This window comes from Maricaulis maris, from assembly GCF_003634045.1.
GTDB lineage: Bacteria > Pseudomonadota > Alphaproteobacteria > Caulobacterales > Maricaulaceae > Maricaulis > Maricaulis maris.
On sequence record NZ_RBIM01000002.1, the window covers coordinates 214,075 to 239,666 of the forward strand.

28 protein-coding genes are annotated in these 25,592 nt (G+C 62.4%); 12 read left to right on the forward strand and 16 right to left on the reverse strand.

Annotated features, from left to right (window positions below; translation table 11 throughout):
• Positions 1–6: 6 nt before the first annotated feature.
• Positions 7–1,314, reverse strand: coding sequence for a serine hydroxymethyltransferase (glyA, locus tag C7435_RS04135; RefSeq protein WP_121210154.1), 1,308 nt, complete (start codon positions 1,312–1,314; stop codon positions 7–9).
• A gap of 267 nt (positions 1,315–1,581) precedes the next feature.
• Here glyA and C7435_RS04140 point away from each other — a divergent pair, with 267 nt between their 5' ends.
• Positions 1,582–2,004 carry a Ros/MucR family transcriptional regulator gene (locus tag C7435_RS04140; protein WP_075189902.1) on the forward strand — a complete coding sequence of 141 codons (423 nt, stop codon included), beginning with the start codon at positions 1,582–1,584 and terminating at the stop codon, positions 2,002–2,004.
• Between the two features lie 11 nt (positions 2,005–2,015).
• On the opposite strand, the gene C7435_RS04145 is transcribed toward C7435_RS04140, so the two are convergent.
• The 9 genes from C7435_RS04145 to C7435_RS04185 form a co-directional block, all read right to left on the reverse strand.
• The gene (locus C7435_RS04145) at positions 2,016–2,243 is read right to left on the reverse strand and encodes a DUF6898 family protein (protein ID WP_075189903.1); all 228 of its coding nucleotides are present in this window, start codon (positions 2,241–2,243) and stop codon (positions 2,016–2,018) included.
• A 30-nt stretch (positions 2,244–2,273) separates the two neighbouring features.
• Positions 2,274–3,497, reverse strand: coding sequence for a 5-aminolevulinate synthase (hemA, locus tag C7435_RS04150; RefSeq protein ID WP_121210155.1), 1,224 nt, complete (start codon positions 3,495–3,497; stop codon positions 2,274–2,276).
• 239 nt (positions 3,498–3,736) lie between these two features.
• The gene (locus C7435_RS04155; RefSeq protein WP_121210156.1) at positions 3,737–4,090 is read right to left on the reverse strand and encodes a DUF2200 domain-containing protein; all 354 of its coding nucleotides are present in this window, start codon (positions 4,088–4,090) and stop codon (positions 3,737–3,739) included.
• A 203-nt stretch (positions 4,091–4,293) separates the two neighbouring features.
• Complete coding sequence (gene ldtR, locus C7435_RS04160; protein WP_121210157.1) at positions 4,294–4,785, reverse strand: transcriptional regulator LdtR; 492 nt, start codon at positions 4,783–4,785, stop codon at positions 4,294–4,296.
• A 102-nt stretch (positions 4,786–4,887) separates the two neighbouring features.
• A complete protein-coding gene (mmsB, locus tag C7435_RS04165) occupies positions 4,888–5,781 on the reverse strand; it encodes a 3-hydroxyisobutyrate dehydrogenase (RefSeq protein ID WP_121210158.1) in 894 nt (297 codons plus the stop codon).
• 67 nt (positions 5,782–5,848) lie between these two features.
• On the reverse strand, positions 5,849–6,904 hold the full coding sequence (locus tag C7435_RS04170; RefSeq protein ID WP_121210159.1) for an enoyl-CoA hydratase/isomerase family protein: 1,056 nt from the start codon (positions 6,902–6,904) through the stop codon (positions 5,849–5,851).
• A 12-nt stretch (positions 6,905–6,916) separates the two neighbouring features.
• Positions 6,917–7,330, reverse strand: a complete 414-nt coding sequence (locus C7435_RS04175) for a type II toxin-antitoxin system VapC family toxin (RefSeq protein WP_121210160.1) — start codon at positions 7,328–7,330, stop codon at positions 6,917–6,919.
• Complete coding sequence (locus C7435_RS04180) at positions 7,327–7,590, reverse strand: type II toxin-antitoxin system Phd/YefM family antitoxin (protein ID WP_121210161.1); 264 nt, start codon at positions 7,588–7,590, stop codon at positions 7,327–7,329. The genes C7435_RS04175 and C7435_RS04180 overlap by 4 nt, the downstream gene beginning before the upstream one ends.
• A 66-nt stretch (positions 7,591–7,656) precedes the next feature.
• Positions 7,657–8,793, reverse strand: coding sequence for an isobutyryl-CoA dehydrogenase (locus C7435_RS04185; RefSeq protein WP_121210162.1), 1,137 nt, complete (start codon positions 8,791–8,793; stop codon positions 7,657–7,659).
• Between the two features lie 134 nt (positions 8,794–8,927).
• Here C7435_RS04185 and hemB point away from each other — a divergent pair, with 134 nt between their 5' ends.
• From hemB to C7435_RS04200, 4 genes are all read left to right on the forward strand, one after another.
• Complete coding sequence (gene hemB, locus C7435_RS04190; protein WP_121210163.1) at positions 8,928–9,908, forward strand: porphobilinogen synthase; 981 nt, start codon at positions 8,928–8,930, stop codon at positions 9,906–9,908.
• A 22-nt stretch (positions 9,909–9,930) separates the two neighbouring features.
• Positions 9,931–10,305 (forward strand): hypothetical protein, encoded by a 375-nt coding sequence (locus tag C7435_RS16935; RefSeq protein ID WP_147422624.1) that lies wholly within the window; start codon positions 9,931–9,933, stop codon positions 10,303–10,305.
• A gap of 548 nt (positions 10,306–10,853) precedes the next feature.
• Positions 10,854–11,180 carry a hypothetical protein gene (locus tag C7435_RS04195; protein ID WP_121210164.1) on the forward strand — a complete coding sequence of 109 codons (327 nt, stop codon included), beginning with the start codon at positions 10,854–10,856 and terminating at the stop codon, positions 11,178–11,180.
• 131 nt (positions 11,181–11,311) lie between these two features.
• Positions 11,312–12,457, forward strand: coding sequence for a trans-sulfuration enzyme family protein (locus tag C7435_RS04200; protein WP_121210165.1), 1,146 nt, complete (start codon positions 11,312–11,314; stop codon positions 12,455–12,457).
• 27 nt (positions 12,458–12,484) lie between these two features.
• Here C7435_RS04200 and C7435_RS04205 read toward each other — a convergent pair whose 3' ends face one another.
• Genes C7435_RS04205 through C7435_RS04215 form a run of 3 tightly spaced genes read right to left on the reverse strand, consistent with a single transcriptional unit; the run spans position 12,485 to position 14,513 of the window.
• Entirely contained in the window at positions 12,485–13,114 is a 630-nt protein-coding gene (locus C7435_RS04205) for a trimeric intracellular cation channel family protein (protein ID WP_075190609.1), read from the reverse strand.
• Complete coding sequence (locus C7435_RS04210) at positions 13,111–13,638, reverse strand: hypothetical protein (RefSeq protein WP_121210166.1); 528 nt, start codon at positions 13,636–13,638, stop codon at positions 13,111–13,113. Before C7435_RS04210 ends, C7435_RS04205 begins: the two co-directional genes overlap by 4 nt.
• On the reverse strand, positions 13,635–14,513 hold the full coding sequence (locus C7435_RS04215) for an NAD(P)-dependent oxidoreductase (protein ID WP_121210167.1): 879 nt from the start codon (positions 14,511–14,513) through the stop codon (positions 13,635–13,637). Before C7435_RS04215 ends, C7435_RS04210 begins: the two co-directional genes overlap by 4 nt.
• A gap of 61 nt (positions 14,514–14,574) precedes the next feature.
• Between C7435_RS04215 and C7435_RS04220 the strand changes: the two genes are divergently transcribed.
• On the forward strand, positions 14,575–16,899 hold the full coding sequence (locus C7435_RS04220) for a penicillin acylase family protein (RefSeq protein ID WP_121210168.1): 2,325 nt from the start codon (positions 14,575–14,577) through the stop codon (positions 16,897–16,899).
• Here the strand turns inward: C7435_RS04220 and C7435_RS04225 are convergent.
• Complete coding sequence (locus C7435_RS04225; RefSeq protein WP_121210169.1) at positions 16,881–17,345, reverse strand: flavin reductase family protein; 465 nt, start codon at positions 17,343–17,345, stop codon at positions 16,881–16,883. The two genes, C7435_RS04220 and C7435_RS04225, sit on opposite strands and share 19 nt — an antisense overlap.
• Positions 17,346–17,445: 100 nt before the next feature.
• Here C7435_RS04225 and C7435_RS04230 point away from each other — a divergent pair, with 100 nt between their 5' ends.
• Positions 17,446–18,369 (forward strand): flagellar motor protein MotB, encoded by a 924-nt coding sequence (locus C7435_RS04230; RefSeq protein WP_075190613.1) that lies wholly within the window; start codon positions 17,446–17,448, stop codon positions 18,367–18,369.
• Here the strand turns inward: C7435_RS04230 and C7435_RS04235 are convergent.
• Positions 18,366–18,848: an SRPBCC family protein gene (locus tag C7435_RS04235; RefSeq protein ID WP_121210170.1), complete on the reverse strand. Its 483-nt coding sequence runs from the start codon at positions 18,846–18,848 to the stop codon at positions 18,366–18,368. The two genes, C7435_RS04230 and C7435_RS04235, sit on opposite strands and share 4 nt — an antisense overlap.
• Positions 18,841–19,179 carry an ArsR/SmtB family transcription factor gene (locus C7435_RS04240; protein ID WP_121210171.1) on the reverse strand — a complete coding sequence of 113 codons (339 nt, stop codon included), beginning with the start codon at positions 19,177–19,179 and terminating at the stop codon, positions 18,841–18,843. Before C7435_RS04240 ends, C7435_RS04235 begins: the two co-directional genes overlap by 8 nt.
• A gap of 255 nt (positions 19,180–19,434) precedes the next feature.
• On the opposite strand from C7435_RS04240, the gene C7435_RS04245 reads away from it, so the two are divergent.
• From C7435_RS04245 to C7435_RS04265, 5 genes are read left to right on the forward strand one after another with little or no spacing between them, the layout of a single operon-like run.
• Complete coding sequence (locus C7435_RS04245) at positions 19,435–21,243, forward strand: SLC13 family permease (protein ID WP_233128311.1); 1,809 nt, start codon at positions 19,435–19,437, stop codon at positions 21,241–21,243.
• Positions 21,244–21,281: 38 nt separating this feature from the next.
• A complete protein-coding gene (locus tag C7435_RS04250) occupies positions 21,282–22,046 on the forward strand; it encodes an arginyltransferase (RefSeq protein WP_075190617.1) in 765 nt (254 codons plus the stop codon).
• Positions 22,047–22,082: 36 nt separating this feature from the next.
• The gene (locus C7435_RS04255) at positions 22,083–23,204 is read left to right on the forward strand and encodes a TRAP transporter substrate-binding protein (protein WP_121210172.1); all 1,122 of its coding nucleotides are present in this window, start codon (positions 22,083–22,085) and stop codon (positions 23,202–23,204) included.
• Between the two features lie 2 nt (positions 23,205–23,206).
• On the forward strand, positions 23,207–23,986 hold the full coding sequence (locus tag C7435_RS04260; protein WP_121210173.1) for a TRAP transporter small permease subunit: 780 nt from the start codon (positions 23,207–23,209) through the stop codon (positions 23,984–23,986).
• 3 nt (positions 23,987–23,989) lie between these two features.
• Entirely contained in the window at positions 23,990–25,582 is a 1,593-nt protein-coding gene (locus C7435_RS04265) for a TRAP transporter large permease (protein ID WP_121210174.1), read from the forward strand.
• Positions 25,583–25,592: the final 10 nt, after the last annotated feature.

The window sequence follows — 25,592 nt, forward strand, 5'->3', positions numbered from 1 at the left end:
GGTATCTTAGGCCAGTTCGGGATAGATGGGGAAGCGTGCCGTGAGCGCCTTCACCGCCTCGCGCACTTCAGCCTCGATTTCGGCATTGCCGTCGGGCGCATCAACCAAGGAGTCGAGGACCTTCACCATCAACTCGCCAACCAAGGTAAATTCGGCTTCACCGAAGCCTCGCGTGGTCGCGGCAGGCGAGCCGACGCGCAAGCCGGAGGTGACGGTCGGCTTCTCCGGGTCGAAAGGAACGCCGTTCTTGTTGCAGGTGATGTAGGCACGCTCGAGCGCCTGCTCGGCAATATTGCCCTTCAGACCCTTGGGGCGCAGGTCAACAAGTGCGAGATGACTGTCGGTGCCGCCCGAGACGATCGCATATCCGCCATCGGTGATGGCCTTGGCCAGCGCCTGGCAATTGGCGACGACCTGTTTGACATAATCCTTGAATTCCGGCTGCAGCGCTTCACCGAAGGCCACGGCCTTGCCGGCGATGACATGCATCAGCGGGCCACCCTGCAGGCCCGGGAAAATGGCCGAATTGAACTTCTTGCCGAGATCGGCGTCATTGGTGAGGATCATGCCGCCACGCGGGCCACGCAATGTCTTGTGGGTCGTCGTGGTGCAGACATGGGCGTGCGGCATCGGATTGGGATAGACCCCGCCCGCGACCAGGCCGGCAACATGCGCCATGTCGACCATGAACCAGGCGCCGACCTCGTCGGCGATCTTGCGGAATTCGGCAAAATCGATCTCGCGCGGATAAGCCGAGCCTCCGGCAATGATCAGCTGTGGCCGGACCTCCTGCGCCTTGGCGCGTACCGCGTCATAGTCGATGCGCGCATCGCTCTCGCGCACGCCATAGCTCTCGGCGTTGAACCATTTGCCGGACATGTTCGGGCGGGCGCCGTGGGTGAGGTGTCCACCCGCGTCCAGCGACATGCCGAGAATAGTATCACCCGGCTGAAGCAGGGCGAGGAAAACGCCCTGGTTGGCCTGGCTGCCGGAATTGGGCTGGACATTGGCGTACTGGGCGCCGAACAGCGCCTTGGCGCGCTCGATGGCCAGGGTCTCGACCACATCGACATGCTCGCAGCCGCCATAATAACGACGACCAGGATAACCCTCCGCGTATTTATTGGTCAGCGGCGAGCCTTGTGCCTCGAGCACGGCTCGCGACACGATATTCTCCGACGCAATCAGCTCGATCTGGCTCTGCTGGCGCTGGATTTCCTCATGAATGGCGTGCGCGATCTCACGATCACTCTCGACGATGGAGCGCGTGAAAAACGGGCTTTCATTACCGGCTTCGACCTGGGTATCGGGCATGACACATCCTCATCATATTTGACCCGTGTGATAAGGTGCTGCTCCCGACGGGGCAAGCGGGCAATTGACGGTATGACAGGTCTGCTGCCCACCAGCCCAGGTCAGCCAGTTTACTTACGCAGTGTTATGTGTGGTATCGCGCATGAAAGATATTCATACTCACACGCTTGAACTGAACATCAACTCATAATACCGATCACCCATTGCAATAATGAATGAAGTCACCACTTGTGACAAAAGCAAGACAACGTTTGAAAGGTTGCCCCGATGGCCGAAGACATGCTCCCTGACGTCGACAAGGAAGAATTGCTGCGAATGACGACCGATGTCGTCGCATCTTATCTCTCGCACAACTCCATGCCGGCAGATAATGTTCCTGACCTGATCCGGTCTGTCCACGCAACCATGAAGGAAGTTTCGGAATCCGAAGTGAAGCCGGAGCCGAAGACCAAACCGGCCGTTGCCGTGTCCAAGTCTGTCGCCGACGACTACATTGTCTGTCTGGAAGACGGCAAGAAACTGAAAATGCTCAAGCGCTATCTGCGCTCGCAATACAACATGTCGCCGGATGATTATCGCCGGAAATGGGGCCTGCCATCGGATTACCCGATGGTGGCACCGGCCTATTCGCGCAAGCGCTCGCAGTTTGCCAAGGATATCGGTCTGGGCCGCGGCAAGAAAGACGGCTAAGCCGACCGCACCTAGACTTCGATTCCGCGACGGCCGGGCCTTGTGTCCGGCCGTTTTTCGTTGGCGGAGGCGCGCTTGAGTTTCCAGGCCAGCTTGGCCCGGGCCAGATCGTCGATACTGGCCCGCGGCGTGTTTGACGGCACCTGAAAGACAACTTCTTCAGCCGTCGTGGCGTCGATCGCCGCAACGCGCAACGCATTCCCCACACGCTGGATTTCGACGAATATGTCGCCGGCCATCTTGCTACCTCGGCATGCGGGCGCTGCCTGTCAGGCCCGGGCCACCCCGGTCTGTTCGCAAGCCCGTTCCCAGACATCATCGAGAGCCGCAATGAGTTGGTCAAACATTTCATCGCTGTGCAGCGGTGTCGGTGTCAGCCGCAAGCGCTCGGTTCCGCGCGGTACCGTCGGATAATTGATCGGCTGCACGTAGATGCCATGATCTTCCAGCAGCATGTCGGACATGCGCTTGCACAAGACCGGATCACCGACCTTGACCGGTACGATATGGGTCATCGAGGGCATCACCGGATAACCGGCATCGCTCAGCTTGGCCTTGAGCGTCGCGGCGCGTTCCTGATGTTGTTCGCGCAAGTGATGGCCGGCCTTGAGATATTCGACACTGGCCCGGGCCCCGGCGGCCAATGCCGGCGGCAGCGCCGTGGTGAAAATGAAGCCAGGTGCCAGCGAACGGATGGCGTCGACGATGGCCCCGTCGGCTGCGATATACCCACCCATCACACCGAAAGCCTTGCCGAGCGTGCCTTCGACAATGTCGATCCGGTCCATCAGCCCTTCGCGCTCGGCGATGCCGGCGCCGCGCAGACCGTAGAGCCCCACAGCATGGACTTCGTCGAGATAGGTCAGCGCGCCGTACTTCTCGGCGAGATCACAGACGGCTTCCAGCGGCCCGATATCACCGTCCATCGAGTAGACGGATTCAAACGCGATGACTTTCGGCGCGTCCGGCGGCGCTGCGGCCAGCAATTCCTCAAGATGGGCGATGTCATTATGGCGCCAGATCCGCTTTTCACAGCGCGCGCCCTTCACGCCTTCGATCATCGAGGCGTGATTGAGTTCATCGGAGAACATGATCAGGCCCGGCAGGATTTTGCCGAGCGTCGCCAGCGTCGCCTCATTGGCAATATAGCCCGAGGTGAAGAGCAGCGCCGCGTCCTTCTGGTGCAGATCGGCGAGCGACCGCTCCAGCTCGACATGATAATGCGTTGTGCCCGAAATATTGCGCGTGCCGCCGGCGCCGGACCCGACATCATCGATCGCTTTTTTCATCGACTCGACGACGCAGGGCAATTGCCCCATGCCGAGATAATCGTTGGAGCACCAGACCGTGACATCACGCACCTTGCCGTCTTCCGAGCGCCAGCGTGCAACCGGAAACTCGCCCTTGCGGCGCAGCAGGTCAGCAAAGACGCGATAGCGCCCTTCGGCCTTGACCCGGCGGACAGCATCTTCAAAGGCGCGTTCATAATTCATCTCGGGGCCTTTCGTGGTGCGTGCCCGATCATGTCGTGATCTGACAGCCTGTCTAGCCGCATTGCCACGCCAGGGCGACAGGACAGACAGCCGCACCCCCATGAAATATCACAACAACCTGCAGTGACGCGAACTATATCCCTATAAAATTGAGGGCTTGCACGATCGAAAGCCAGGAACAACGCCCGATGGCGACGCTGCATTTCATGCCCGCGCATGATCAAATGGCCGACGGATCGTCAGGCTGTGCGCAGTATCCGTACCATCGCCTTGCCGCGTGCCAGCTCGTCGACAAGCTTGTCGAGATAGCGGATCTCTTGCATCGTCGCATCCTCGACCTCTTCCACGCGGACACCGCAGACCACGCCCTTGATCAAACGCCTCAAGGGGTTGAGACACGGCGCTGTGGCGAAGAAGGTCTCGAAATCTGTCCCGGCCGCAATCCGGGCATCCAGCTCAGTTTGGCTGTATCCCGTCAGCCAGCAAATGATCTCATCGACCTCTGCCTTCTTCCGCCCCTTGCGTTCCGCCTTGGCGACATAGTGCGGATAGACGGAAGAAAAGCTCATTGTGTAGATACGGTGTTTGGTCATGCCTCGTCCCCCTCGCCTCGTCCCCCTCGCCTCGTTCCAACGCTCGACCACGCCTTACCGGCAAGGTCGACCCGCCAGACCGACTCTGGTGAAAACTAGCACAACCGCCGAGCGCGCGGGAACAAGGGTTCCAGGCACGACAAACCACCGCTGTCCGGCAAGGATAGCGGTGGTGTTGCAGATTTGATCGCTGGAAAGTTCGGCTACATCCGGAAGCGGATATGATCGGCCCAGAAACGCTCGATACGGGCCAGCGCGGTGTTGATGCCCGGCAGCTGGTCGACATCTACTCCGCCGACCGGATTCAGTGCCGTGCCCTGACGATCGAACAGCTTGTTGAGATGGCCACACACGGCAAACCCGTTCTCGGTCAGGCTGACCCGGACCGAACGACGATCAACGGCCGAACGCTCGTGGCGGATATAGCCGGCATCAACAAGCTTTTTCAGATTGTAGGAGACATTCGAGCCAAGATAATGGCCACGCGTACGCAATTCGCCGGCGGTCAGTTCCTGGTCACCGATATTGAACAACAGCAGAGCCTGCACACTGTTCAGATCGTCCAGTCCCTCGCGGTCCAGCTCGTCCTTGACCACATCAAGCAATTGCCGGTGGAGACGTTCCACCAGTTGAAGAAGCTCAAGATAGTCGGAACTCGGCGCCGCTTCCGGTGCCACGCTTTCTGCCATCGCCATCACACACACTCCACCCGATCTTTGATGATCGTTTTTTACGTTCAGTGAGGACTGTAATGTGAAAGCGCAAAAATCCCCTTAACAGGCACGCTCAAATGCGAATCACCTGTTCTGCCAGCTGCCATCGAGCAGTTTGTAGATGCCCGAAAAATCTGCCGAACCGCCGCCAAGATTGTCGAACATGGCATAGAGCGCTTCGGCCTGCGCACCCAGCGGCGTGGTCGCCCCGGCGCTTTGTGCCGCGTCCTGGGCGAGCTTGAGATCTTTCAGCATCATCGCTGTGGCAAAGCCCGGCGTGTAGCCGTTATTCGCCGGCGTGGTCGGGATCGGACCCGGCACCGGGCAATAGGACGTCATCGACCAGGACTGGCCGGACGCCTTGGAGGCAATGTCGAAGAAATTCTGTTGGTCCAGACCCAGTTTCTCGGCCAGGGCAAACGCCTCGCAGGTGCCGATCATGGTGATCGCCAGCAGCATGTTGTTGCAGATCTTGGCGGCTTGGCCGGCACCGACATCGCCGGCGCGGATCACCGCCTTGCCCATCGCATCGAGGATCGGTTCGGCCGCCGCAAAGTCACTCTCAGAGCCACCGACCATGAAGGTCAGCGTGCCAGCCTGTGCCGCCGCGACGCCGCCTGAAACGGGTGCATCGACAAAACGGAATCCCTTGTCCACCGCGAGGCCGCCGACATGGCGCGCACTGTCGACATCAATGGTCGAGCAATCGAGGAAAAGCGTACCAGGCGCTGCGGCGTCGAAGATCTGGCCCTCATAGACACCGCGGACATGCTTGCCCGCGGGCAGCATGGTGACCACGGCATCAGAGCCGGTGACCGCATCCACCGCCGAACCGGCGGCTTTGGCGCCCTGCTCCACGGCGTGGGCAACTGCGTCGGCGCTGAGGTCGAAAGCGTGGACCTCATGGCCGGCCTTGACCAGGTTGGCGGCCATGCCGGAGCCCATGTTTCCAAGTCCGATAAAGGCGATGCGGGCCATTTTGTGTCTCCCGGTGGATGGTGGTGTTCTTTGTGGTGTCTTCTTGGTGGTCTGCGTGTCGTGACCGTCAGGCCTCGTCGAGAAAGCTCATCTCATGGGCCGCATCAAGCGGTGCGAACGCCTTTTCGATCGCGCTGTCATCTGCGGCCGGCGCCCAATTCGGCGCGTGGTCCTTGTCAATGATCACGGCCCGGACGCCCTCGTAGAAATCGGTCCCGGTCAGGCACCAGCTGGACACCCGCAAATCCTGGCACATCACACCCTCGAAGGAGAGATCAGCGCCCTTGCGCAGGCAGGCCAGGGTCAGTTTGAGCGCGGTCGGTGATTTGGTGGCGAGGACTTTCGCCTGTTTGGCCGACCAAGGGTCACCGGCCGCCGCGATGCGGGCGAGGATATCTTCGACGCTATCACCGGCAAAGGCCGCATCAATCAGGCCGCGCGTCACCGAGAGGTCACTGTCACCCGGATCGCCGGAATATTCCTCAAGCAGGACTTCCAGCGCATCCTCGCCGGTCAGGTCAGCGGCCTCCAGAGCCGAGACCAGCGCATCGAACTGGCCGGACGGGCAGTAATGCGTGGCGAGGCCCGCGGCGACACAATCGGGGGCTTTCAGACGGGCGCCGGTCAACCCCATCCAGATGCCGATCTCGCCAGCGAGGCGCGGCAGGAAATAGGCACCGCCGACATCGGGGTGAAAACCGATCCCAGTTTCTGGCATGGCCAACATCGTCCGGTCGCCGGCGACCCGGTGCGAGCCATGAACCGACACACCCACACCGCCGCCCATGGTGATGCCATCAATCAGGGCGACATAGGGTTTGGGATAGTGATGGATCAGCGTGTTGAGCTGGTACTCATCGCGCCAGAACAGCCAGGCCTTGTCATCGCCCGCCTTGCCGGAATTGTGCAGCTGGAGAATGTCGCCGCCAGCGCAGAACCCTTTCTCGCCAGCCCCGTCCACAACGATGGCCTGAACGTCATCATCATTCCGCCAAGCCTGCAGCGCTTCGATCATCGACAGGCACATGCCATGGGTCAGCGCATTGAGCGCCTTGGGACGATTGAGCGTGATCCGGCCAACCTGGCCGATCTTGCGGGCGATGATTTCGGGTTCGTCGGTCATGATTTTTCCGCTCTACTCATTCAGGTCGTGACACGGGATGGCGTGCGCCCGCGCCGCCGTCAACAGGGCTCTGTCGCGTGAGACCAGTTCCGCATCGGCTTCGGCCGCCAGGGCGAGATAGGCCGCACCATACACGCTGAGCCTCAGCTCAAAGGCGACAGGTGCAAGCTCATATATCCGCTGGGTCGGTCGCGAAGGCGCATGACGAATATCCAGAGCCGACAACTCACCCAGACCCTCCTCCAAGTCCAGCACGCCTGCCAACGTGAAGCGACGCAGGAGGTCGGCCATCTCCCAGGCAAAGACATCCGGCGCGATCAACTCGTAAGCGTCCAGCCTGCCGATAAAGGCTTCACTCACCGGCCCCGATTGCGAGCGCACCAACCAGGCGATGGCCGCTGATGCGTCAACGACAAGCGGCGTCACTTCCGATTCTCGTCCTTGATTTCGTCCCAGACAAGACCGTCCAGTTCCGGCGCTGATGATTGGCGCTCGCGAAAAGCCTTCAAGCGCGCTGCCAATTCCGTACCGGACAGGCGCGGCGGCTCGTCATAGCTGACATCCTTGGCAAGGACCGCAATCCGCTTGCCGTATCGGGTGATCGCGATCGGCCCCTCACCCTGTTCGATCATCTCGAGCAGGGCGGAGAGCCGGGTCTTGGCTTCCAGGACACCGACTTCGATCATGATTTTCTCCTGACCAGCATTATGGTCAGATCATAACGCGAAACCGGGTCCCCGAACAGCGTTTCCCTACCTCATCACATCCTTGGCGATAATCACCCGCATGATCTCGTTCGTGCCTTCCAGGATCTGGTGGACGCGGAGATCGCGGACGATGCGTTCGAGCGGATAGTCCTGGAGATAGCCATAGCCGCCATGCAGCTGCAGGGCCTGGTTGGCGACGTCGAAACAGGTGTCGGTCGCAAAGCGCTTGGCCATCGCGCAATACTTGGCGGCGGACGGGTCACCGGCATCAATCGCCGCGGCGCCGCGATAAAGCATCATGCGCGAGGCTTCGAGTTCGGTGGCCATGTCGGCCAGCTTGAACTGGGTGACCTGGAATTGCCCGATCTCGCGGCCGAACTGCTTGCGCGTGCCGACATAGTCTTTCGCCAGTTCGAAAGCCTCGGTGGCGCCGCCCAGCGAGCAGGCGCCGATATTGATGCGGCCGCCATTGAGGCCCTTCATCGCCAGGGTGAAGCCCATCCCCTCTTCCGCCAGCAGGTTGGCAGCCGGCACGCGGCAATCCTCGAAGGTGACAACGCGGGTCGGCTGGGCATTCCAGCCCATTTTCCGCTCGTTCGCTCCAAAGGAGAGGCCCGGCGTGTCCTTCTCGACGACGATGGTCGAGATGCCTTTGGGTCCGTCGCCGCCGGTGCGGCACATGACGACATAATAATCCGATGTACCGGCACCCGAGATGAAGGCCTTGGCACCGTTGAGCACGTAGTGGTCGCCATCGCGTACGGCTTTGGTCCGCAGATTGGCGGCATCCGACCCGGCACCCGGCTCGGTCAGGCAATAGGAGGCGATCTTCTCCATCGACATCATTCCAGGCAGGAAGCGCTGGCGCTGGTCCTCGGTGCCCCAGCTGTCGATCATCCAGGCGCACATGTTGTGGATCGACAGGAAAGCCGCGGTCGGCACACAGCCGCGCGACAACTCTTCAAAGATGATCGCGGCATCGAGGCGCGACAGCGCCGATCCGCCAACATCCTCGGCCGTGTAGATGCCGGCGAAACCCAGCTCGGCGGCTTCGCGCATCACCTGGACGGGGAAGTGCTTTTCCTCGTCCCACTGCGCGGCATTGGGCTTCAGACGGTCTTCGGCGAATTTTCTCGCCATGTCGCGGATCAGGGTCTGATCTTCTGTGAGAGCGAAATCCACAGCAGCACTCCTGTTGCTATTCGGTTGTTTGGCGGACAAATCTTGTCCGACGGCTTTGGCCGGAGCCGTAACGCGGGTTTGCCGCGGCGGCAAGTTTGATATGTCATTGCAAACGAACAAGACCAGAGGCCGACATGTATCCCAATACCCGCCTTCGCCGCACCCGCCAGGCCGACTGGTCCCGCCGCCTCGTGCGCGAAAATGCCCTGTCGGTGAATGACCTCATCTGGTCGGTCGTGGTCTCCGACACCGCCGGCCCGGTCGAACCGGTCGCCGCCATGCCCGGCGTGGAACGCCTCTCCCTCGCTGCACTGGCGAAGGCCGCCAAGGAAGCCCAGGCCCTGGGCATCCCGGCGATGGCGATCTTCCCGCATATCGATCCGGCCAAGAAAGATGATGCCGGCAACGAAGCCCTGAATCCGGACGGCCTCGTGCCCAATGCCATCCGCACCATCAAGGATGCCGCCCCCGATCTCGGCGTGATCTGTGATGTCGCGCTCGACCCCTTCACCACCCATGGTCATGACGGGATCCTGCAGGGCGACAGGATCGCCAATGACGAGACCGTCGAACGCCTGATCGAGCAGGCCCTGCTGCAGGCCGCTGCCGGCTGCGATGTCGTCGCCCCGTCCGACATGATGGATGGCCGCATCGGTGCCATCCGCGAAGCGCTGGAGGGCGAAGGCCATCACGACACGATGATCCTCTCCTACGCCGCGAAATACGCGTCGGGCTTTTACGGCCCCTATCGCGAAGCGATCGGTTCAGCGGCGGCGCTGAAAGGCGACAAGCAGACCTATCAGATGGACCCGTCCAATCGCGATGAGTGCCTGCGCGAGGTCGAACTCGACATCGCCGAGGGCGCCGACATGGTCATGGTCAAGCCCGGCCTGCCCTATCTCGACATCGTCCGCGCCCTCTCCGACACCTTCCCGGTCCCGGTCTATGCCTTCCAGGTCTCCGGCGAATACGCGATGATCGAAGCCGCCGCCGCCAATGGCTGGATCGATGGCGAACGGGTGATGATGGAGAGTCTGCTGGCCTTCAAACGGGCGGGGGCAGCGGGGGTTGTGACGTATTTCGCCAAGCGGGCGGCGATGAAGTTGGCGAGGTAGCGAGACCATGGCGTGGGGACGGATGAAATGTCTCGGTTGCGGGCATGTATTCGATGCCTACGTCGCCGAACTCCAGGATAAGCGGCGACAGCTTGGTCCGGCCGGTGAGCCGATATCTCACATTGGGGACTATTATCACTTCACTGGTCGTGACCCGATACCGCATTGCCCTGTTTGCAATCTTGCTCAACGCATGGCGATCTGGCCATTCATCCCGCTGATCTGTTCGTTTGCATCGGTATGGTTGGCCGGGATGACCATGATGGTCATCTTGCTATCCGACAAGATTCCCGACGAATTCGCCGCGCCCTTGCCGTGGATCGCCGGCATATTTTTCGCGGCAAGCCTCGTCTACGCCATCATTGCTCACTCAATCGCCAAGCCGATCCGCTGCTAGCGCCTTTGGCGCCCACGCCGCCATAAACCGCTTGCCGAGAGAAAGCCGTATCCGGTTCTTGAGCTCAAGGGTTTCAACCGCGGAGCGGCGCCTGCGGCGCCCTTGACTTGAAGAAACGGATACGGCCCGCTGGCTGACAAGTGATTTAAGGTCGGCTCCGCGCGAGGCGCCGATTTTTTTCGCACCGCGCACCTCCAGCTGTTGTCATCCCGGATGGACGCCCCGCGAAGGTGGGGCGAAAGTCAGGGACCTAGATGTTCGAATACATAGGTCCCCGCCATCCGTCCGGCCTTCGCCGGACATACTGCGGGGATGACAAGTGTACCGGGAAGGAAGGATTGCGCATGCCGTGCTCATCCCGTCGCAAATGACCTGCCGAGAGACAGCATCCCGACCCTTGCCAGAAATCAAAATAGAGTATGCCGAACCCCAGTAATCCACAATATATAGCGCGACGACGCTTGCGTCACCCGTAACACAGGCCTACCGTCCGTCATGTGTTGTGGTTCACGAGCGTTGTTGCAAACAAACACTCTGGGGAGACACACATGTCGCTGGACAAAATTCTCTATGCCGTCGCTGCACTCGCCGCGATTGTTTTCGCCTTTGTCACCTTTGAATTCACGGGCCTCATCCTGGCCATTCTCGGCCTGGCTTGCGGCTTCTTCGTGAAGGGTGATCATCGCCGCGGCCTGTTGATCGCCGCGATCTTTCTCATGGCCGGCGGGGCTGGCGCCCTCGGTGGCATTCCGGCGGTCGGTGAGTATCTGACCGCCATCTTCAGCAATTACGGCGCCGTACTCGCGGCCGCCTCCCTCATGGTCATCGTGATGGCAACGGCCGAGCGGCTCGTACCAGGCATGTCGGGCGACTGAGACCCGCCAGCCGATCTGACATCCACAGAGCTCCGGGCTATACGCCCGGGGCTCTTTTCGTTGGGGATTGATTGACCTGGCGCCAACCCCTGCCTAGTCAGCTTGCATCATGACCGAGCAGGCAAACTGATATGTCCAACAAACCGACCCGCACCACCCTCACCGTCCAGGCCCTGCACGCGATCGACGAAATAACCGGCGCGGTCATCCCGCCAATTCATCCGGCGACGACCTATGCGCGCGACGCTGACAACCAGCTGATCGGTGAGCAGGATTATCGCCGCCCCTCGGGTCCGACCGAGAAACAGGCGGCCCGGGTTCTGGCCATGCTGGAGGGCGCGCCGGAGGCCAAATTGTTTTCCTCCGGGATGGCAGCCATCACGGCGGTGATTGAGAGCGTGCCGACGGGCGGCCATGTGATCGCCCAGACCGAAATGTATTACGGCGCCAAATTGCTGATGCAGCGCGCGGCGGGGAAGAAGCGGATATCGCTCAATCTCGTCGCCCCCGGCGACCTGCACGCCCTCACCGCCGCCGCCCGGCCCGACACAGACCTGATCTGGATCGAAAGCCCGGCCAACCCGTCCTGGGCGGTCGTCGATATCGCCAAGACGGCCGATATCGCCCATGCGGTCGGAGCGACACTGGCGGTCGATTCAACCTGCGCCCCGCCCTGCACCACCCAGGCCCTGGCGCTGGGCGCCGATATCGTCATGCATTCGGCAACCAAATACCTCAACGGCCATTCCGATGTGCTGGCCGGCGTTTTGGCGACGCGGGAGGTCAATGAGCGCTGGACCGAGATCGGCGAGATTCACTCCAAGACGGGCGCGGTGCCCGGTGCATTCGAGACCTGGCTTCTGATCCGGGGCCTGCGCACACTCTGGGTCCGCTTCGAGCGGCAAAGTACCAGTGCATTGGCCATCGCCGAGGCGCTGCAGGGCGCGGACGGGCTTGAGGCCGTCCTCTATCCGGGCCTGGCGGACCATCCCGGACATGCAATCGCGGCACGTCAGATGACGAACGGTTTTGGCGGCATGCTCTCGCTGCACATCGCAGGTGGCTACGAGGCCGCGGCCCGTTTTGCGGCGTCGACACGGATCTTCACCCAGGCGACCTCGCTGGGCGGCGTGGAAAGCCTCGTCGAACATCGCAAACCGATCGAGGGGCCGGACAGTCCGGTGGCCGACAATCTGGTGCGGCTGTCAGTCGGACTGGAGGACGCAGCCGACCTGCTGGTCGACATCCGCCAGGCGCTCCGTCACGGGCGGATTTAAAGCCTGTCGACCGCCTGCAACCCAGCCTTACTCACCCAGCTTGATCGCCGGCAGCGACCATTTGAACTGGATCGCGCAGCCGCGCAGGACCAGCGCCAGAAGTGCCGAGCCAAGCGTGACCAGGCTCGCATTGAAGCCCAGCGCCATGCCGCCGACATAGGCCGCCGCCCCGGCCAAGGCGGCGAGCGCATAAATGTCTTCACGCAGGACCAGCGGCACATCATTGACGATGATATCGCGCAACAGCCCGCCAAAGGCCGCACTCATCATCCCGGTCAAAAGCGCGATCGTCCAATGGGCGCCGGCGGCGAGACCGGCCTGGGCACCCAGCACGCAAAAGACCGACAGCCCGATCGCATCGGCCCAGATCAGGGCGGCGCGGCGGGTGGCGATGGCTTGCGCCCAGGGCGAGGTAAAATAGCCCAGCAGCGCGCCGAAGACGGCAACCAGCAGGTATTTCGGTTCGACGATCCAATAGACCGGCAACGAGCCGAGCAGGATGTCGCGCAGCGTTCCGCCGCCCATGCCGGTCACCGCGCCGATGATCACCGCTCCAAACGGATCAAGGGATTTGCGCGCCGCCAGCATGCCGCCGGAATAGGCGAAAAAGCCGATGCCAGCATAATCGAGGACGATGAAGAGGAGCTCGATGCTCACGCGCTTTCAGCTCCCGCCTGCGCCCGCTTGAGCGCGCGGCGGGCCTTTTCCAGATCCAGCAGATCGGCGAGGTCACGGGCGCGCCAGGCCGCCGCCATCATCACGCCGCTGACCAGCATCCAGGCCCCGATGATGAAGATCAGCGTATCGAGACGGGCAAAACCGAGGCTTTCCCAAATGCCGGGGTCCAACTCGGAGATGCCGAATACTGCGGCCACAGGGATCGAAACAATGATAAGCGCCGTGGAGCGGAAAATACGCTCGGTCCGCTCGGCATTGAGGCGCGCCCAGTCCGCAAGGAAGATAATTTGCGCCTCATCCAGCCCGCCGAGCAGGCCGAGGCCGAGCTTCCAGTGCCGCGACCGCATCAGCGTACTCATCTGGTCATTGGTCACCTGATAGAGCATCCGCTTGGAAAAGCCTGCAAACACGATCAGGCGCCAGACGGCAAACAATTGGGTCAGCCGTTTCCACACGCCCATCACGACGGGATCATTGGCGATCTGGCCCTGCGGTTCGCTCATGCCTCGCTCCCGCCTTTTGGACGCTCCAGCCGCGCAATCAGGCTCGACGTGTCCCAGCGATTGCCGCCCATGGCCTGCACGTCGGCATAGAATTGATCGACCTGGGCTGCGACCGGCAGCGTGGCGCCATTGCGGCGCGCTTCATCCAGCGTGATGCGGAGGTCCTTGCGCATCCAGTCGATGGCGAAGCCATAGTCGAACTTGCCGGCGACCATGGTCTCCCAGCGGTTTTCCATCTGCCAGGATTGGGCCGCACCTTTCGAGATGGCGCCGATCACCAGGGCCGGGTCGAGCCCGGCGCGCTGGGCAAAGTGCAGGCCTTCCGACAGGCCCTGCACAATGCCGGCAATGCAGATCTGGTTGACCATCTTGGCCAACTGGCCGGAGCCGGCCGGGCCGATCAGCGAGATCGCCTTGGCATAGGCGTTCATCACCGGTTCGGCTGCCGCAAACGTGTCCGCCTCGCCGCCACACATGATGGTCAACTGACCGTTTTCGGCCCCGGCCTGGCCACCCGAGACCGGCGCGTCGACAAAACCGATGCCGGCATCGCGCGCCTCGATATCCAGCTCGCGTGCCAACTCGGCAGAGGCCGTGGTGTGGTCAACCAGAACCGAGCCCGACTTCATGGCAGGTATCGCCTGTTCGGCGACAAGCCGTACATCGGGATCATCGCCAAGGCACATCAAGACGAAATCAGCGTCGCCGACCGCGGCCTCCACCGTATCAGCGGCAACGCCAGGATGCCGCGACGCCCAGTCCGTGGCCTTGCCGGCGGTGCGGTTCCAGACCGTCACCTGATGACCGGCAGCAGCGAGATGTCCGGCCATCGGGTAGCCCATTACGCCCAGACCCAAAAACGTACAGCGTGCCATTGCGCTCTCCCCAATCATCTCGCCCCTTGCTAGTCTCCTCGCGAATGGGGAGCAAGTCATCATGATCAAACGTGTTCTGCGCTATCTCGGCTGGGCGGTCGGAGGACTTGTCGCGCTTGTCCTCGTTGGCGCCCTGATCTTTGCCAACCGGCTCTATGCCTCCCTGCCCCAGACGACCGGCACGATGGAAATGGCCGGGCTTGAGGCCGATGCCAGCATCGTGCGTGACGGGTATGGCGTGCCGCACATCTTCGCGCAGACCGATCATGACGGGTTTTACGCCATGGGGGTGGCCCACGCCCAGGACCGGCTCTGGCAGATGGAGATCACCCGTCGCGCCCTTCGTGGCAGACTGGCGGAAATCCTCGGCGAACCCGGTCTCGACGCCGATATTTTCTTCCGCACGATGGGACTGGGCGCGGCGGCCGACACAGCCGTCGAAAATCTGCCCGCCGATGTCCGGGCCGCGCTGCAGGCCTATGCCGATGGGGTCAATGCGGTCATGGCAGCGCCCGGATTCGTGCCGCCACCGGAATTCCAGATCCTGATGTTCGCACCGGAACCCTGGCAGCCGGCCGACACCGTTGTGGTTTACAAGGCGATTGCGCTCGACCTGTTCGGCAATGCGTTCCAGGAACCGGCAATGGCAGCCCTGGTTGACCATCTGGGCGAACAGCGCGCCGCTGAATTCATTGGCCGCTATCCCGATGACGCGCCGCGCTCGCTGAGCATGGCCGATATCGGTATCGAGGCGACCGACTTGCCGCCGGCGCAGGAGCCCGCGCCCATGGTGGGGCCTGAAGACACTGGTCGCGACGGCTCGAACAATTGGGTTCTGGCCGGGTCGCGGACCACAAGCGGCCTGCCAATCCTCGCCAATGACCCGCATCTGGGCCTCGCAGCTCCGGCGATCTGGTATCTGGCCCGCCTGACCACGCCGAACGGCTCCGTTGTCGGCGCCACCCTGCCCGGCACACCTTTTGTCACCCTGGGCCGTACCGACGAGATCGCCTGGGGCTTTACCAATACCGGACCCGATGTCGGTGACCTTCACCCCGTCACCGAGGCCGATGTGACCGGTCAGCGCGAGGAGCATATCCGCGTGCGCTTTGGCGAGGACGTGATCATCCAGCGCCGCGAAACCGCGACCGGCCCTGTGCTCGACCCGAAAAATTTCAATTATCCCGTGCCCGAAGGCAGCGATTTCTTCGCGCTTCAGTGGATGCTCGACGAACCCGATGACGCCACGACCGGCGTCGGCTTGCACATTATCGAGGCCGATGACTGGGACGGTTTTGTTGCCGCTGTTCGCGGCTTTGTCGCCCCGCAGCAGAACATGGTCTTCGCCGACCGCGACGGTGATATCGGCTTTTACGCACCGGCCCGTATCCCGGTCCGCGACGAGGCCGGCAATTGGGTCTCCACCATCCCCTTCGAGGAGCTGCCGCACACGCTGAACCCGGACCGCGGCTTCGTCGCCACCGCCAACAACAAGATCGTGCCGGACGATTACCCGCACTACATCACGTCGGAATGGTATGGCGTGTCACGCATCCGCCGGATTTACGAGGGCATCGAGGAGCAGCCTGTCCACGATCTCGACAGCATGCAGGCGCTGCAGATCGATACGGTCAGCGACACCGCCCGCCGTCTCCTGCCGGTCCTGCTCGAGGCCGAACCAAGCAGTGAAGCAGGCCGGGCCGCCCTTGCCCTGTTGGCGGACTGGAATGCCGACATGGCCGTCGATCGGCCCGAACCGCTGATCTATTCCGCCTGGATGCGACAGCTCAGCCAGGACATTTATGGCGACGAGTTGGACGCCCTGATGCCACGCTGGCACGGCGACCGGCGTGTTTTCATGATGGATGTCCTGACCGGCGATCTGGGCCATTGGTGCGACAATCCGGCCGTGGCACGCACCGTGACCTGTCAGGACCTGACCGGGCCGGCTCTGGATCAGGCGATGTCAGCAGCCATGGCCGACTATGGCGATGATTTCACGGCCTGGCGCTGGGGTGATGTGCATTATGCCCGCCACGCCCACCGGCCCTTCTCGGACTTCCCGGTCCTGTCGGACTGGTTCACCATCACCACGCCGGTGCCGGGTGACGGGTCGACGGTCAATGTCGCCCACTACTCTTACCGCTCGCCGGGATATGACGTGTTCCACGGCGCCTCCTACCGGGCGCTCTACGACATGGCAGCTCCGGACACGTCGCGCTTCATGATCACGACAGGACAGTCCGGTAATGTGATGTCTCGCCATTATGATGATCTGGCCCCGCTGTGGGGGCGCGGTGAATACATCACCATTCCGACCGGCTGGACGCTGGAGACCATGCCCGAAGGCCTGTCGGTGCTGACCCTTCAGCCCGGCTCGCAATAGGTCGAGCGGTAAAAGACCAGGGCGGGCGCGTCGCGCGGTTCGTCGATTGCCATCACCCGGCCGACCATGATGTCATGGTCGCCGCCGGGATGGACGGCGTCCGCCTGGCAGGTGAAGCGGGCCACGGCACCATCGATCAACGGCACCAGATCGCCGCTCCAACCGGTGCGGCAGGCGGCGAGATCAGCTTCCAGCGCACAGGCATGCGCCAGCCCGGCCTGATCGGCCGCTAGGACGTTGACACCCCAATGGGTCGCTTGCTCGAAAATGCCGTAGCGCTCGGTCGATGTCTCGATCGACCACAAGACCAGCGGCGGGTCCAGCGAAACCGAGGCGAAGGAATTCACCGTCATGCCGAGCGCCTTGCCGTCGACAAAGGCGGTGACAATGGCAACGCCAGTCGGGTAGCGCCCAAGCGCGTCGCGGAAAGAGCGGCTGTCGACCACGGCAAGTCCTCATCTGTTCCAGATCGGTTCGGGTTTTGAAACCGGACCTTAACGCTAACGGTCTACAAGACGCCTAGGTAAGTAAACAAGGTGGGTGGACATGGCAGCCTCTGATCGGCCGATTGTCATCAAGAAAGTCATCAAGGGCGGCGGCGGCGGCCATCATGGCGGCGCGTGGAAAGTCGCCTATGCCGACTTCGTCACCGCGATGATGGCTTTCTTCCTGCTGATGTGGCTGATCAACACCACCACACCCGAGCAAAAGCGCGGCATTGCCGACTATTTCGCGCCCGCCAGCGTATCACCGTCGAACTCCGGCTCCGGCGCCCCGCTTGCCGGGACATCGCCGGGTGATGACGGCGTCCAGGGCTCCGGCGACAGCTCGATGCGCCAGCGCCTGGCCCCAACAGCGCCACAACTCAATGACCGTGACCGCCAGCAATCACCGGAAGGCTCGCCGGAAGCGGTCGAGAGCGAATCCACGGTGATGGCCACCGCCATGGCCGAAGCGCGCCAACGCCGCGATGCAGCCGAACTGCATTCAGCCGCCATGTCGCTGCGCCAGGCGATGCAGGACATGCCGGAGCTGGCAGAATTGTCCAATCACGTCCTGATTGACGAAACGCCGGAAGGCCTGCGTATCCAGCTGGTCGACCAGGAAGGGCGGCCGATGTTTGACCCGGGTGCCGTCACGCCCAATGAGCGGGCCATCACCCTCCTGCGCGCCGTTGCCCGGATCGCGGAACGCCTGCCCAACCGTTTGTCGATCGCCGGCCACACCGACAGTGCGCCCTCGGCACCGGGCGCGGACTACACGAATTGGGAACTCTCGGCCGACCGCGCCAACGCCTCCCGCGCCGTTCTTCAGCGCGCTGGCATCACCGATGACCGCATCTATGAGGTGCGCGGCAAGGCCGGCTCGGAACCACTCTATCCGGACGATCCCTACATGCCCGGCAATCGCCGCATCTCGGTCGTCCTGCTGCGTGAAGCGCCGGTCCTGCCCAGCGGGCATGAACTCTAGCCGCCAGAAAACTGCCCTGCGAGCTTGTCGAAGGCCTGCATCCAGCCGCCTTCACCCGCGCTGCCTGCCGGAACGCCGACATGCACCATCCTCATCAGGGTCTGGTCACCGCTTGGCGTCAGTTCGACGATGACCTCGGTGACGTCAGGACTGCCCTCCGGCATGCCCATGGATTGCGGTGACAAGATATTGCCCTCCGCATCACACATGCTTTCCGTGTAGCGCAGGCGGCGCGGCGCCGAAATTTCCGTGAAGACGCCTGTGAACCACAGGCTCATCGTCCGATCCGGACGCTGCATCTCCATACAGATTTTCCGTATTCCGCCGACTTCCAAGTCCATGTGAGCAACCGGAACAGAAAAGCCCATCGGCCCGTACCATTGCTTGAACAAGTCCGGATCGGTCCACATTTTCCACACCGTCTCAAGCGGCGCATCGAAACGCCGTTCGATTTTCACCCAGTCCTTCACATCAGTCATCGGCCTTGCCTTTCATGGTTTCAATGGCGCGGGTCATGGCGTCGAACCTTGCCTGCCAGATATGCCGGTATTGGTCGGCCCAGCCCGCGACCGCCTCAAGCGGCTCCGGTTCCAGATGGCAGGGCCGGAACTGGGCCCGTTTGCCCCGGGAGATGATACCGGCCGCCTCCAGCACGCGCAGGTGTTTGGAGATCGCCGGCAAACTCATATCGAAGGGCTCTGCCAACTCGTTGACCGTCGCGTCCTGCTCGGCAAGCCGGGCCAGTATCTGCCGGCGAACAGGATGCGCCAGGGCGCCGAACACGGCGTCGAGAGGGTCGGAATCAGTCATGCCCACAAATTAAACTGATTAGTTAATTAATCAACTGGTTTATTTTACTGTGGGCGCCACGATGGCAACGAGGCCGGACAAGCCAAGCATGCCGCCCCAGCAGCCCTGGCAAGAAAACCGTATCGACCTGCAACTCGTCACATGAAAGGCTTCGCAAGCGCCCAAGCCACATGCTAGCGTTTTGCATGGACATATCGGGTCCATGGATTCCAACAAATCGCGATGATTGAATCAGCGTCACTTGATGCGTGGCAAATGTGGGCAATTCTCGGCGGGTTATCGCTGGCGATTGCCTTTTATGTCTGGGACCGCTTCCCGATCGAGATCGTTTCGGCCTCGATCGTGGCAGTCCTGATGGCCTTCTTCCATCTCTTCCCGCTGGAGACGAGCAACCCCACGACAGCAGACCTGCTGGCCGGTTTTGCCAATCCCGCCCTGATCACCATTCTGTGCTTGTTGATCGTCGGCCAGGGCATTTTCCAGACCGGCGCCATGGAAGGCCCGACCCAGCGGCTGCTCAACGCCTACGACCAGCACCCCAAGGCGACGCTGGTGGGAATGTTCGCCTTCGTCTTCGTGATCAGTGCCTTCATCAACAACACGCCGGTCGTTGTGATGTTCGTGCCGATCCTCGTGGCGATCGCCAAGCGGATGGAGAAAAGCCCGTCTAAACTCCTGATCCCGCTGAGCTATATGTGCATTCTGGCCGGTATGACGACGCTGATCGGCTCGTCGACCAACCTGCTTGTGGCCGACACGCTGATGAATGTGACCGGCGAACAGCTGGCATTTTTCAGCCCGTCCATTCCCGGCCTTTTCCTGGCGGCGGTCGGCATCGTCTACATCATCTTCATCCTGCCCCATTTGCTGCCCGACCGGGCGTCGATGGAAAGCGAGATCGCCGGCGCAGGCGGCAAGCAATATATCGCGCAACTGGACGTCACCAGCGACCACCCGCTGGTTGGCAAGAAGCCGGTCGCCGGCATGTTCGCGGACCTGCCCGACATGACTGTCCGGATGATCCAGCGCGGCGAGCACGCCCTGCTCCCACCCTTCGACCAGATTGAGTTGAAGGCCGGGGATTTGGTGATCGTCGCCGCGACCCGGCAAACCCTGACAAACCTGCTGGCCAAGCGTGCCGATTTCATGCGCGGCATGCTGGAAGCCTCCGGTCCGGGCGACAATCCGACACCCGGCGACAATCTGGTGATGGCCGAAGCCGTCGTGGCGCCGGGGTCACGTGTCATTGGCCGCACCATCCAGCAGATCGGCTTTCGTCATACGACCGGCTGCGTTGTGCTCGGAATCCAGCGCCGCTCGCGCATGATCCGCTCGCGCATGGGCGAAATCCGCCTTGAGGCCGGTGACACACTCCTCCTGTTCGGTGCTTCCGGCTCGCTGCGCAGCCTGCGCGCCGACCGCGATCTGCTGGTCATGGAATGGGCCACCACATCGCTGGCCGATCCAAGACGCGCCAATTTCGCGCGTGCCATTTTCGGCGGGGTGGTGATCACCGCCGCGACCGGCATCCTGCCAATCATCCTCGCCTCCTTCCTCGGCGCCGTGGGAATGATCGTGGCCGGTTGTCTCAATACCCGCCAGGCGGCGCGCGCTTTTGACATGCGGGTCTACCTGTTGATTGGCTCGGCCATTGCACTGGGCACGGCCCTGCAAGTAACCGGCGGCGCTGACCTGCTGGCGACGGGCGTGGTTTCAGTTTTCGCGCCGTTCGGACCGATCGTCCTCATGTCAGCGCTCTTCCTGCTGGTCGCTGTACTGACCAATGTCCTGTCGAACAGCGCCACGGCCATCCTGTTCACCCCGATCGCGGTGGGTGCTGCCAACCAGATCGGGGCCGATCCGACACTCTTCGCGCTAACCGTGCTTTTTGCGGCCAACACCTGCTTTGCCACACCAATCGGCTATCAAACCAACCTACTCGTCATGGGGCCGGGTCATTACCGCTTTGCCGACTATTTGCGCGCCGGTACGCCGATGGTGGTTCTGTTCTGGATTGCTTTCACCGTCTATGTCAGCCTGCTCCATGTCTTCGGCATGGCTTAGGTCATGGTCGATCCTTCGAGCGGAAAGAGGCGAATGGCGTGACACACCCGTTTGCGACACGGCAAATCCCCTTCTTCCTGACGGCGTCCGGGCCGTGCCCCTATCTGCCGGGTCGGTTTGAACGCAAGGTCTTCACACGAATCGAGGTCAGTGAGGGTCCGGCTCTCAATGACGCCCTGACCCATGCCGGCTTTCGCCGTTCCCAAGGCGTGCTCTACCGCCCGGCCTGTGAAGCCTGCGATGCCTGCAAATCAGTGCGCATCGATGCCGAGGCCTTCGACTGGAAGCGGCGCTGGCGCAAGATTCTCAACCGCAATGACGATTTGCACGTATCGATCGATCAGCAGACCGCGACGATGGAACAGTTCGACCTGCTCTCACGCTATCTCGACAGTCGCCACGGCGATGGCGACATGGCCGGCATGTCGTTTGGCGAATACGTGATGATGGTTGAGGAAGGTGCCCAGCGCACCCATGTCACCGAATATCGTGACGGGCACGGCGTGCTGCGTGCGGCCGCCCTCACCGATGTCCTCAAGGACGGCTTGTCGCTGATCTACAGCTATTTCGATCCCGACTGGGATCGTCGCAGCCCGGGCGCCTACATGATCCTCGACGCTGTCCGCCAGGCGGAATTGGCCGGCCTGCCCTTCGTCTATCTAGGCTATTGGGTGAGCGAGAGCCGCAAGATGAATTACAAGGCGCAATACCAGCCGCTGCAAGTTTTGACGCCCTCGGGCTGGCAGCCGCATGCCGAACTCGCTAACCATGAGGACGAGGACGAATACGACGATTTCGACTGACCAAAAGCGTGCAGCGAAATCCCGGGGGAGACAGACATGGATCGACGCACATTCATCAGCGGCGGCGCCGTCGCTGCGGCCACGGTTGCCACGGCCTGCGGTGAAACCGGGCAGGACACGTCCGGCGGCCCGGCGGCGCCGAACATCAATCGCGGCGTCACCCGCCTGCGCATGGTCACCACCTGGCCAGCCAATTTCCCGGGCCTGGGCACGGCCGCCAATAATGTCGCCGATTATATCAACCGCATGTCGGGCGGGTCGCTGGAAGTGCGGGTCTATGCCGCCGGCGAGATCGTCTCGGCCTTCGAGGCCTTTGATGCCGTCTCCGAAGGCACCGCCGACATGTATCACGGCGCCGAGTATTACTGGCAGGGCAAGTCGCCAGCCTTCAACTTCTTCACCGCCGTGCCGATGGGCATGACCGCTTATGAGATCATGGGCTGGGTCGAGGCCGGTGGTGGTCAGGCTCTGTGGGACGAGTTGTCGGCCCAGTTCAACATCAAGCCCTTCCAGGCCGGCAATTCCGGTCACCAGATGGGTGGCTGGTTCAAGCGCGAGATCAATTCACTGGAGGACTTCCGCGGCCTGCGCATGCGTATCCCCGGCCTCGGCGGCAATGTGCTGCGCGAGCTCGGCGGCGCGGCGGTGACCCTGTCCGGCGGCGAGATCTATCCGGCCCTGCAATCGGGCGCGATTGACGGTACCGAATGGGTCGGTCCGTGGAATGACCTCGCTTTCGGCTTTTATCGCGAAGCGCCCTATTATTACGGCCCGGGCTTCCACGAGCCGGGCTCCTGCCTCGGTGTCGGGATCAACAAGACAGTCTGGGACGGTCTGGCGAGCGACCATCAGGCGATCATCGCCTCGGCCTGTCGCACGGCCAACAATATCTCGATCGCCGAATTCCAGTACCAGAATGGCCTCGCGCTCGACGTGCTGGTCAATGAGCACGGTGTCGAGCTGCGCCAATTCTCCGACGAAATCTGGACCCGGATCGGCGAAATCTCCGAACAGGTCGTCGCCGACACCGGCAATGCCGATGACATGACCCGCCGCGTTTATGACAGCTATCTGGCGGCGCGTGACGCCATGCGCAGCTGGGGCCGAATCTCCGAAATGCCCTACATGGTCCAGCGCGAGCGGGTCCTGGGCCGCTGATCATGCGCAAGGGTGACGGTCTTCTACTGGCGCTGATCGCCCTGTCGCTGGGCCTGATTCTGGTCGACATGGCGACCGGCGGCAATGTCTCGGATTGGTCCGGCGCGCATCTGCCCGGGTTGGCCCAATCGGCCGGCGGCTGGATCGGCCGGATCGGTGTCTGGCTGTCGCCCCTCCTCCTGCTGCCACTGTTATCGGGCGTGCTGGGACGTTTTGTGGCATTGCCGACCTCGCTCTGGTCGCTTGAAAGCCGGGCCGTCGACCTGATCGACAGCCTGACCGAGCAGGTCGCCGGTGCGGCGCGCTGGTTCGCGCTCGGCCTGGTGCTGGCAACCGCGATCATCGTCATCCAGCGCTATGTTTTCGGCTATGCCTCGACCAAGCTCGCCGAGAGCGTGATCTACATGCATGCTGGCCTTTTCCTCTTGTCCTCCGGCAGCGCGCTCCTGCATGGCGCTCATGTCCGGGTCGATGTTTCCTTCGCCAAGATGAGCGAGCGCGGGAAAGCCTGGGTCGATCTCCTCGGGACGTATCTCGCCTTGATGCCGATGAGCGCACTCATCCTGTGGTCCTCGACCGGTTATCTGGGGTCGACCTGGCGCATCCTGGAAAGTTCACGCGAAAGCGATGGACTGGCCTTCGTCTTTCTCCTGAAAACCGCCATCCCGCTCTTTGCCATCCTGATGATCCTGCAGGGGTTCTCCATGGCCGCCCGGGCTGCGATGACGCTGGCCGGACAAGCCTCACCGGCCCTGCCGGCGACCGGCGCGCGGGAGGTCTGAGTCATGGCCCTGTTCATCGAACTCCTGCCCTTCGCGATGTTTCTCGCAGCCTTTGCCGCCCTTTTGCGCGGCTATCCGGTTGCCTTCACCCTCGCCGGCGTCGCCCTCGCCTTTGCCCTGATCGGCATGGCTATTGGTGCGTTCGACCCGATCCATTTCCGCGCCTTCCCGCAACGCATCTACGGCAATCTGATGGAGATGGACCGCTCCATCCTCGTCGCCGTGCCGCTCTTCGTCTTCATGGGCGTGATGCTGGAAAAATCCAAGATCGCTGAGGAACTGCTCGAAGCGATGGGCGCCCTCTTCGGCACCATGCGCGGCGGGCTGGGCATTTCCGTGGTCATCGTCGGCGGCCTGCTGGCGGCCTCGACCGGGATTGTCGGCGCCACCGTGGTGACGATGGGGCTTTTGTCGCTGCCGACCATGCTCAAGCGCGGCTATGACCCGGCCCTCGCAACCGGCACGATTGCCGCCTCCGGCACGCTGGGCCAGATCATCCCGCCCTCCATCGTGCTGGTCCTGCTCGGCGATCAGATTTCCAACGCCTACCAGGAAGCCCAGCGCGCCCAGGGCATCTTCTCACCGGACATTGTCTCGGTCGGTGACCTGTTCGCCGGCGCGCTCATCCCCGGCATCCTGCTGGTGACGCTCTATATCGGCTACCAGATCGTGATGGCGATCATGAAGCCCGACAGCGCTCCCGCCGCACCGGCGGAAGGCGAAGTCTCGATCGCCGGCCTGATGCATGCGCTGGTGCCGCCACTGGCGCTGATCATCGGCGTGCTCGGATCGATCCTCACCGGGCTGGCAACCCCAACAGAGGCGGCCGGTGTCGGCGCAGTCGGGGCAACCTTCATCGCGGCCGCGCGCAATGCCGGGCGCGACAGCAATCCCAGGCTTGGCCAGATCATCAGCTATCTCGGCCTCGCCGCCCTGCTCGGCCTGATCGCCTTGGTCGTGTTTGCCAATATCGGCGCCGAGCGCCGCCTCTATGTCACGGATCTGGGGACGCTGGGCGGCCTTGTGACCGGCGTCCTGGTGACCCTCACCCTGCTCGGCGCTGGCTGGAGCCTGGTCCGGCTGAAGCGCTCCGGCGTGCTCGACGAGGTGATGAGCTCGACCGCCATGATCTCGGCCATGGTCTTCGTGATCCTGATCGGCGCCTCGCTGTTCTCGCTGATCTTCAGGGAGCTGGGTGGCGATGACACCGTGGCCGCTGCGCTCGAGGCGGTTCCGGGCGGCGTGTTCGGCGCCGTCGCCGTGGTCATGCTGGTCATGTTCATCCTCGGATTCTTCCTCGACTTCATCGAGATCACCTTCGTGGTGGTGCCGATCGTCGCGCCGATCCTGTTGATGATGGGCGTCGACCCGGTCTGGCTTGGCGTGCTGATGGCGATGAATTTGCAGACCAGCTTTTTGACGCCGCCCTTCGGTTTTGCACTCTTCTATCTGCGCGGCGTGGCACCCAAAGCGGTCAAGACCACCGACATCTATCGCGGCGCCATTCCCTTTGTGATCATCCAGATCCTGGCCATCATCGCCGTCGCCATTTTCCCATGGCTGGCCACCGGCCTGCCGGAGTGGCTGTACGGATAGGAGAGCCGGC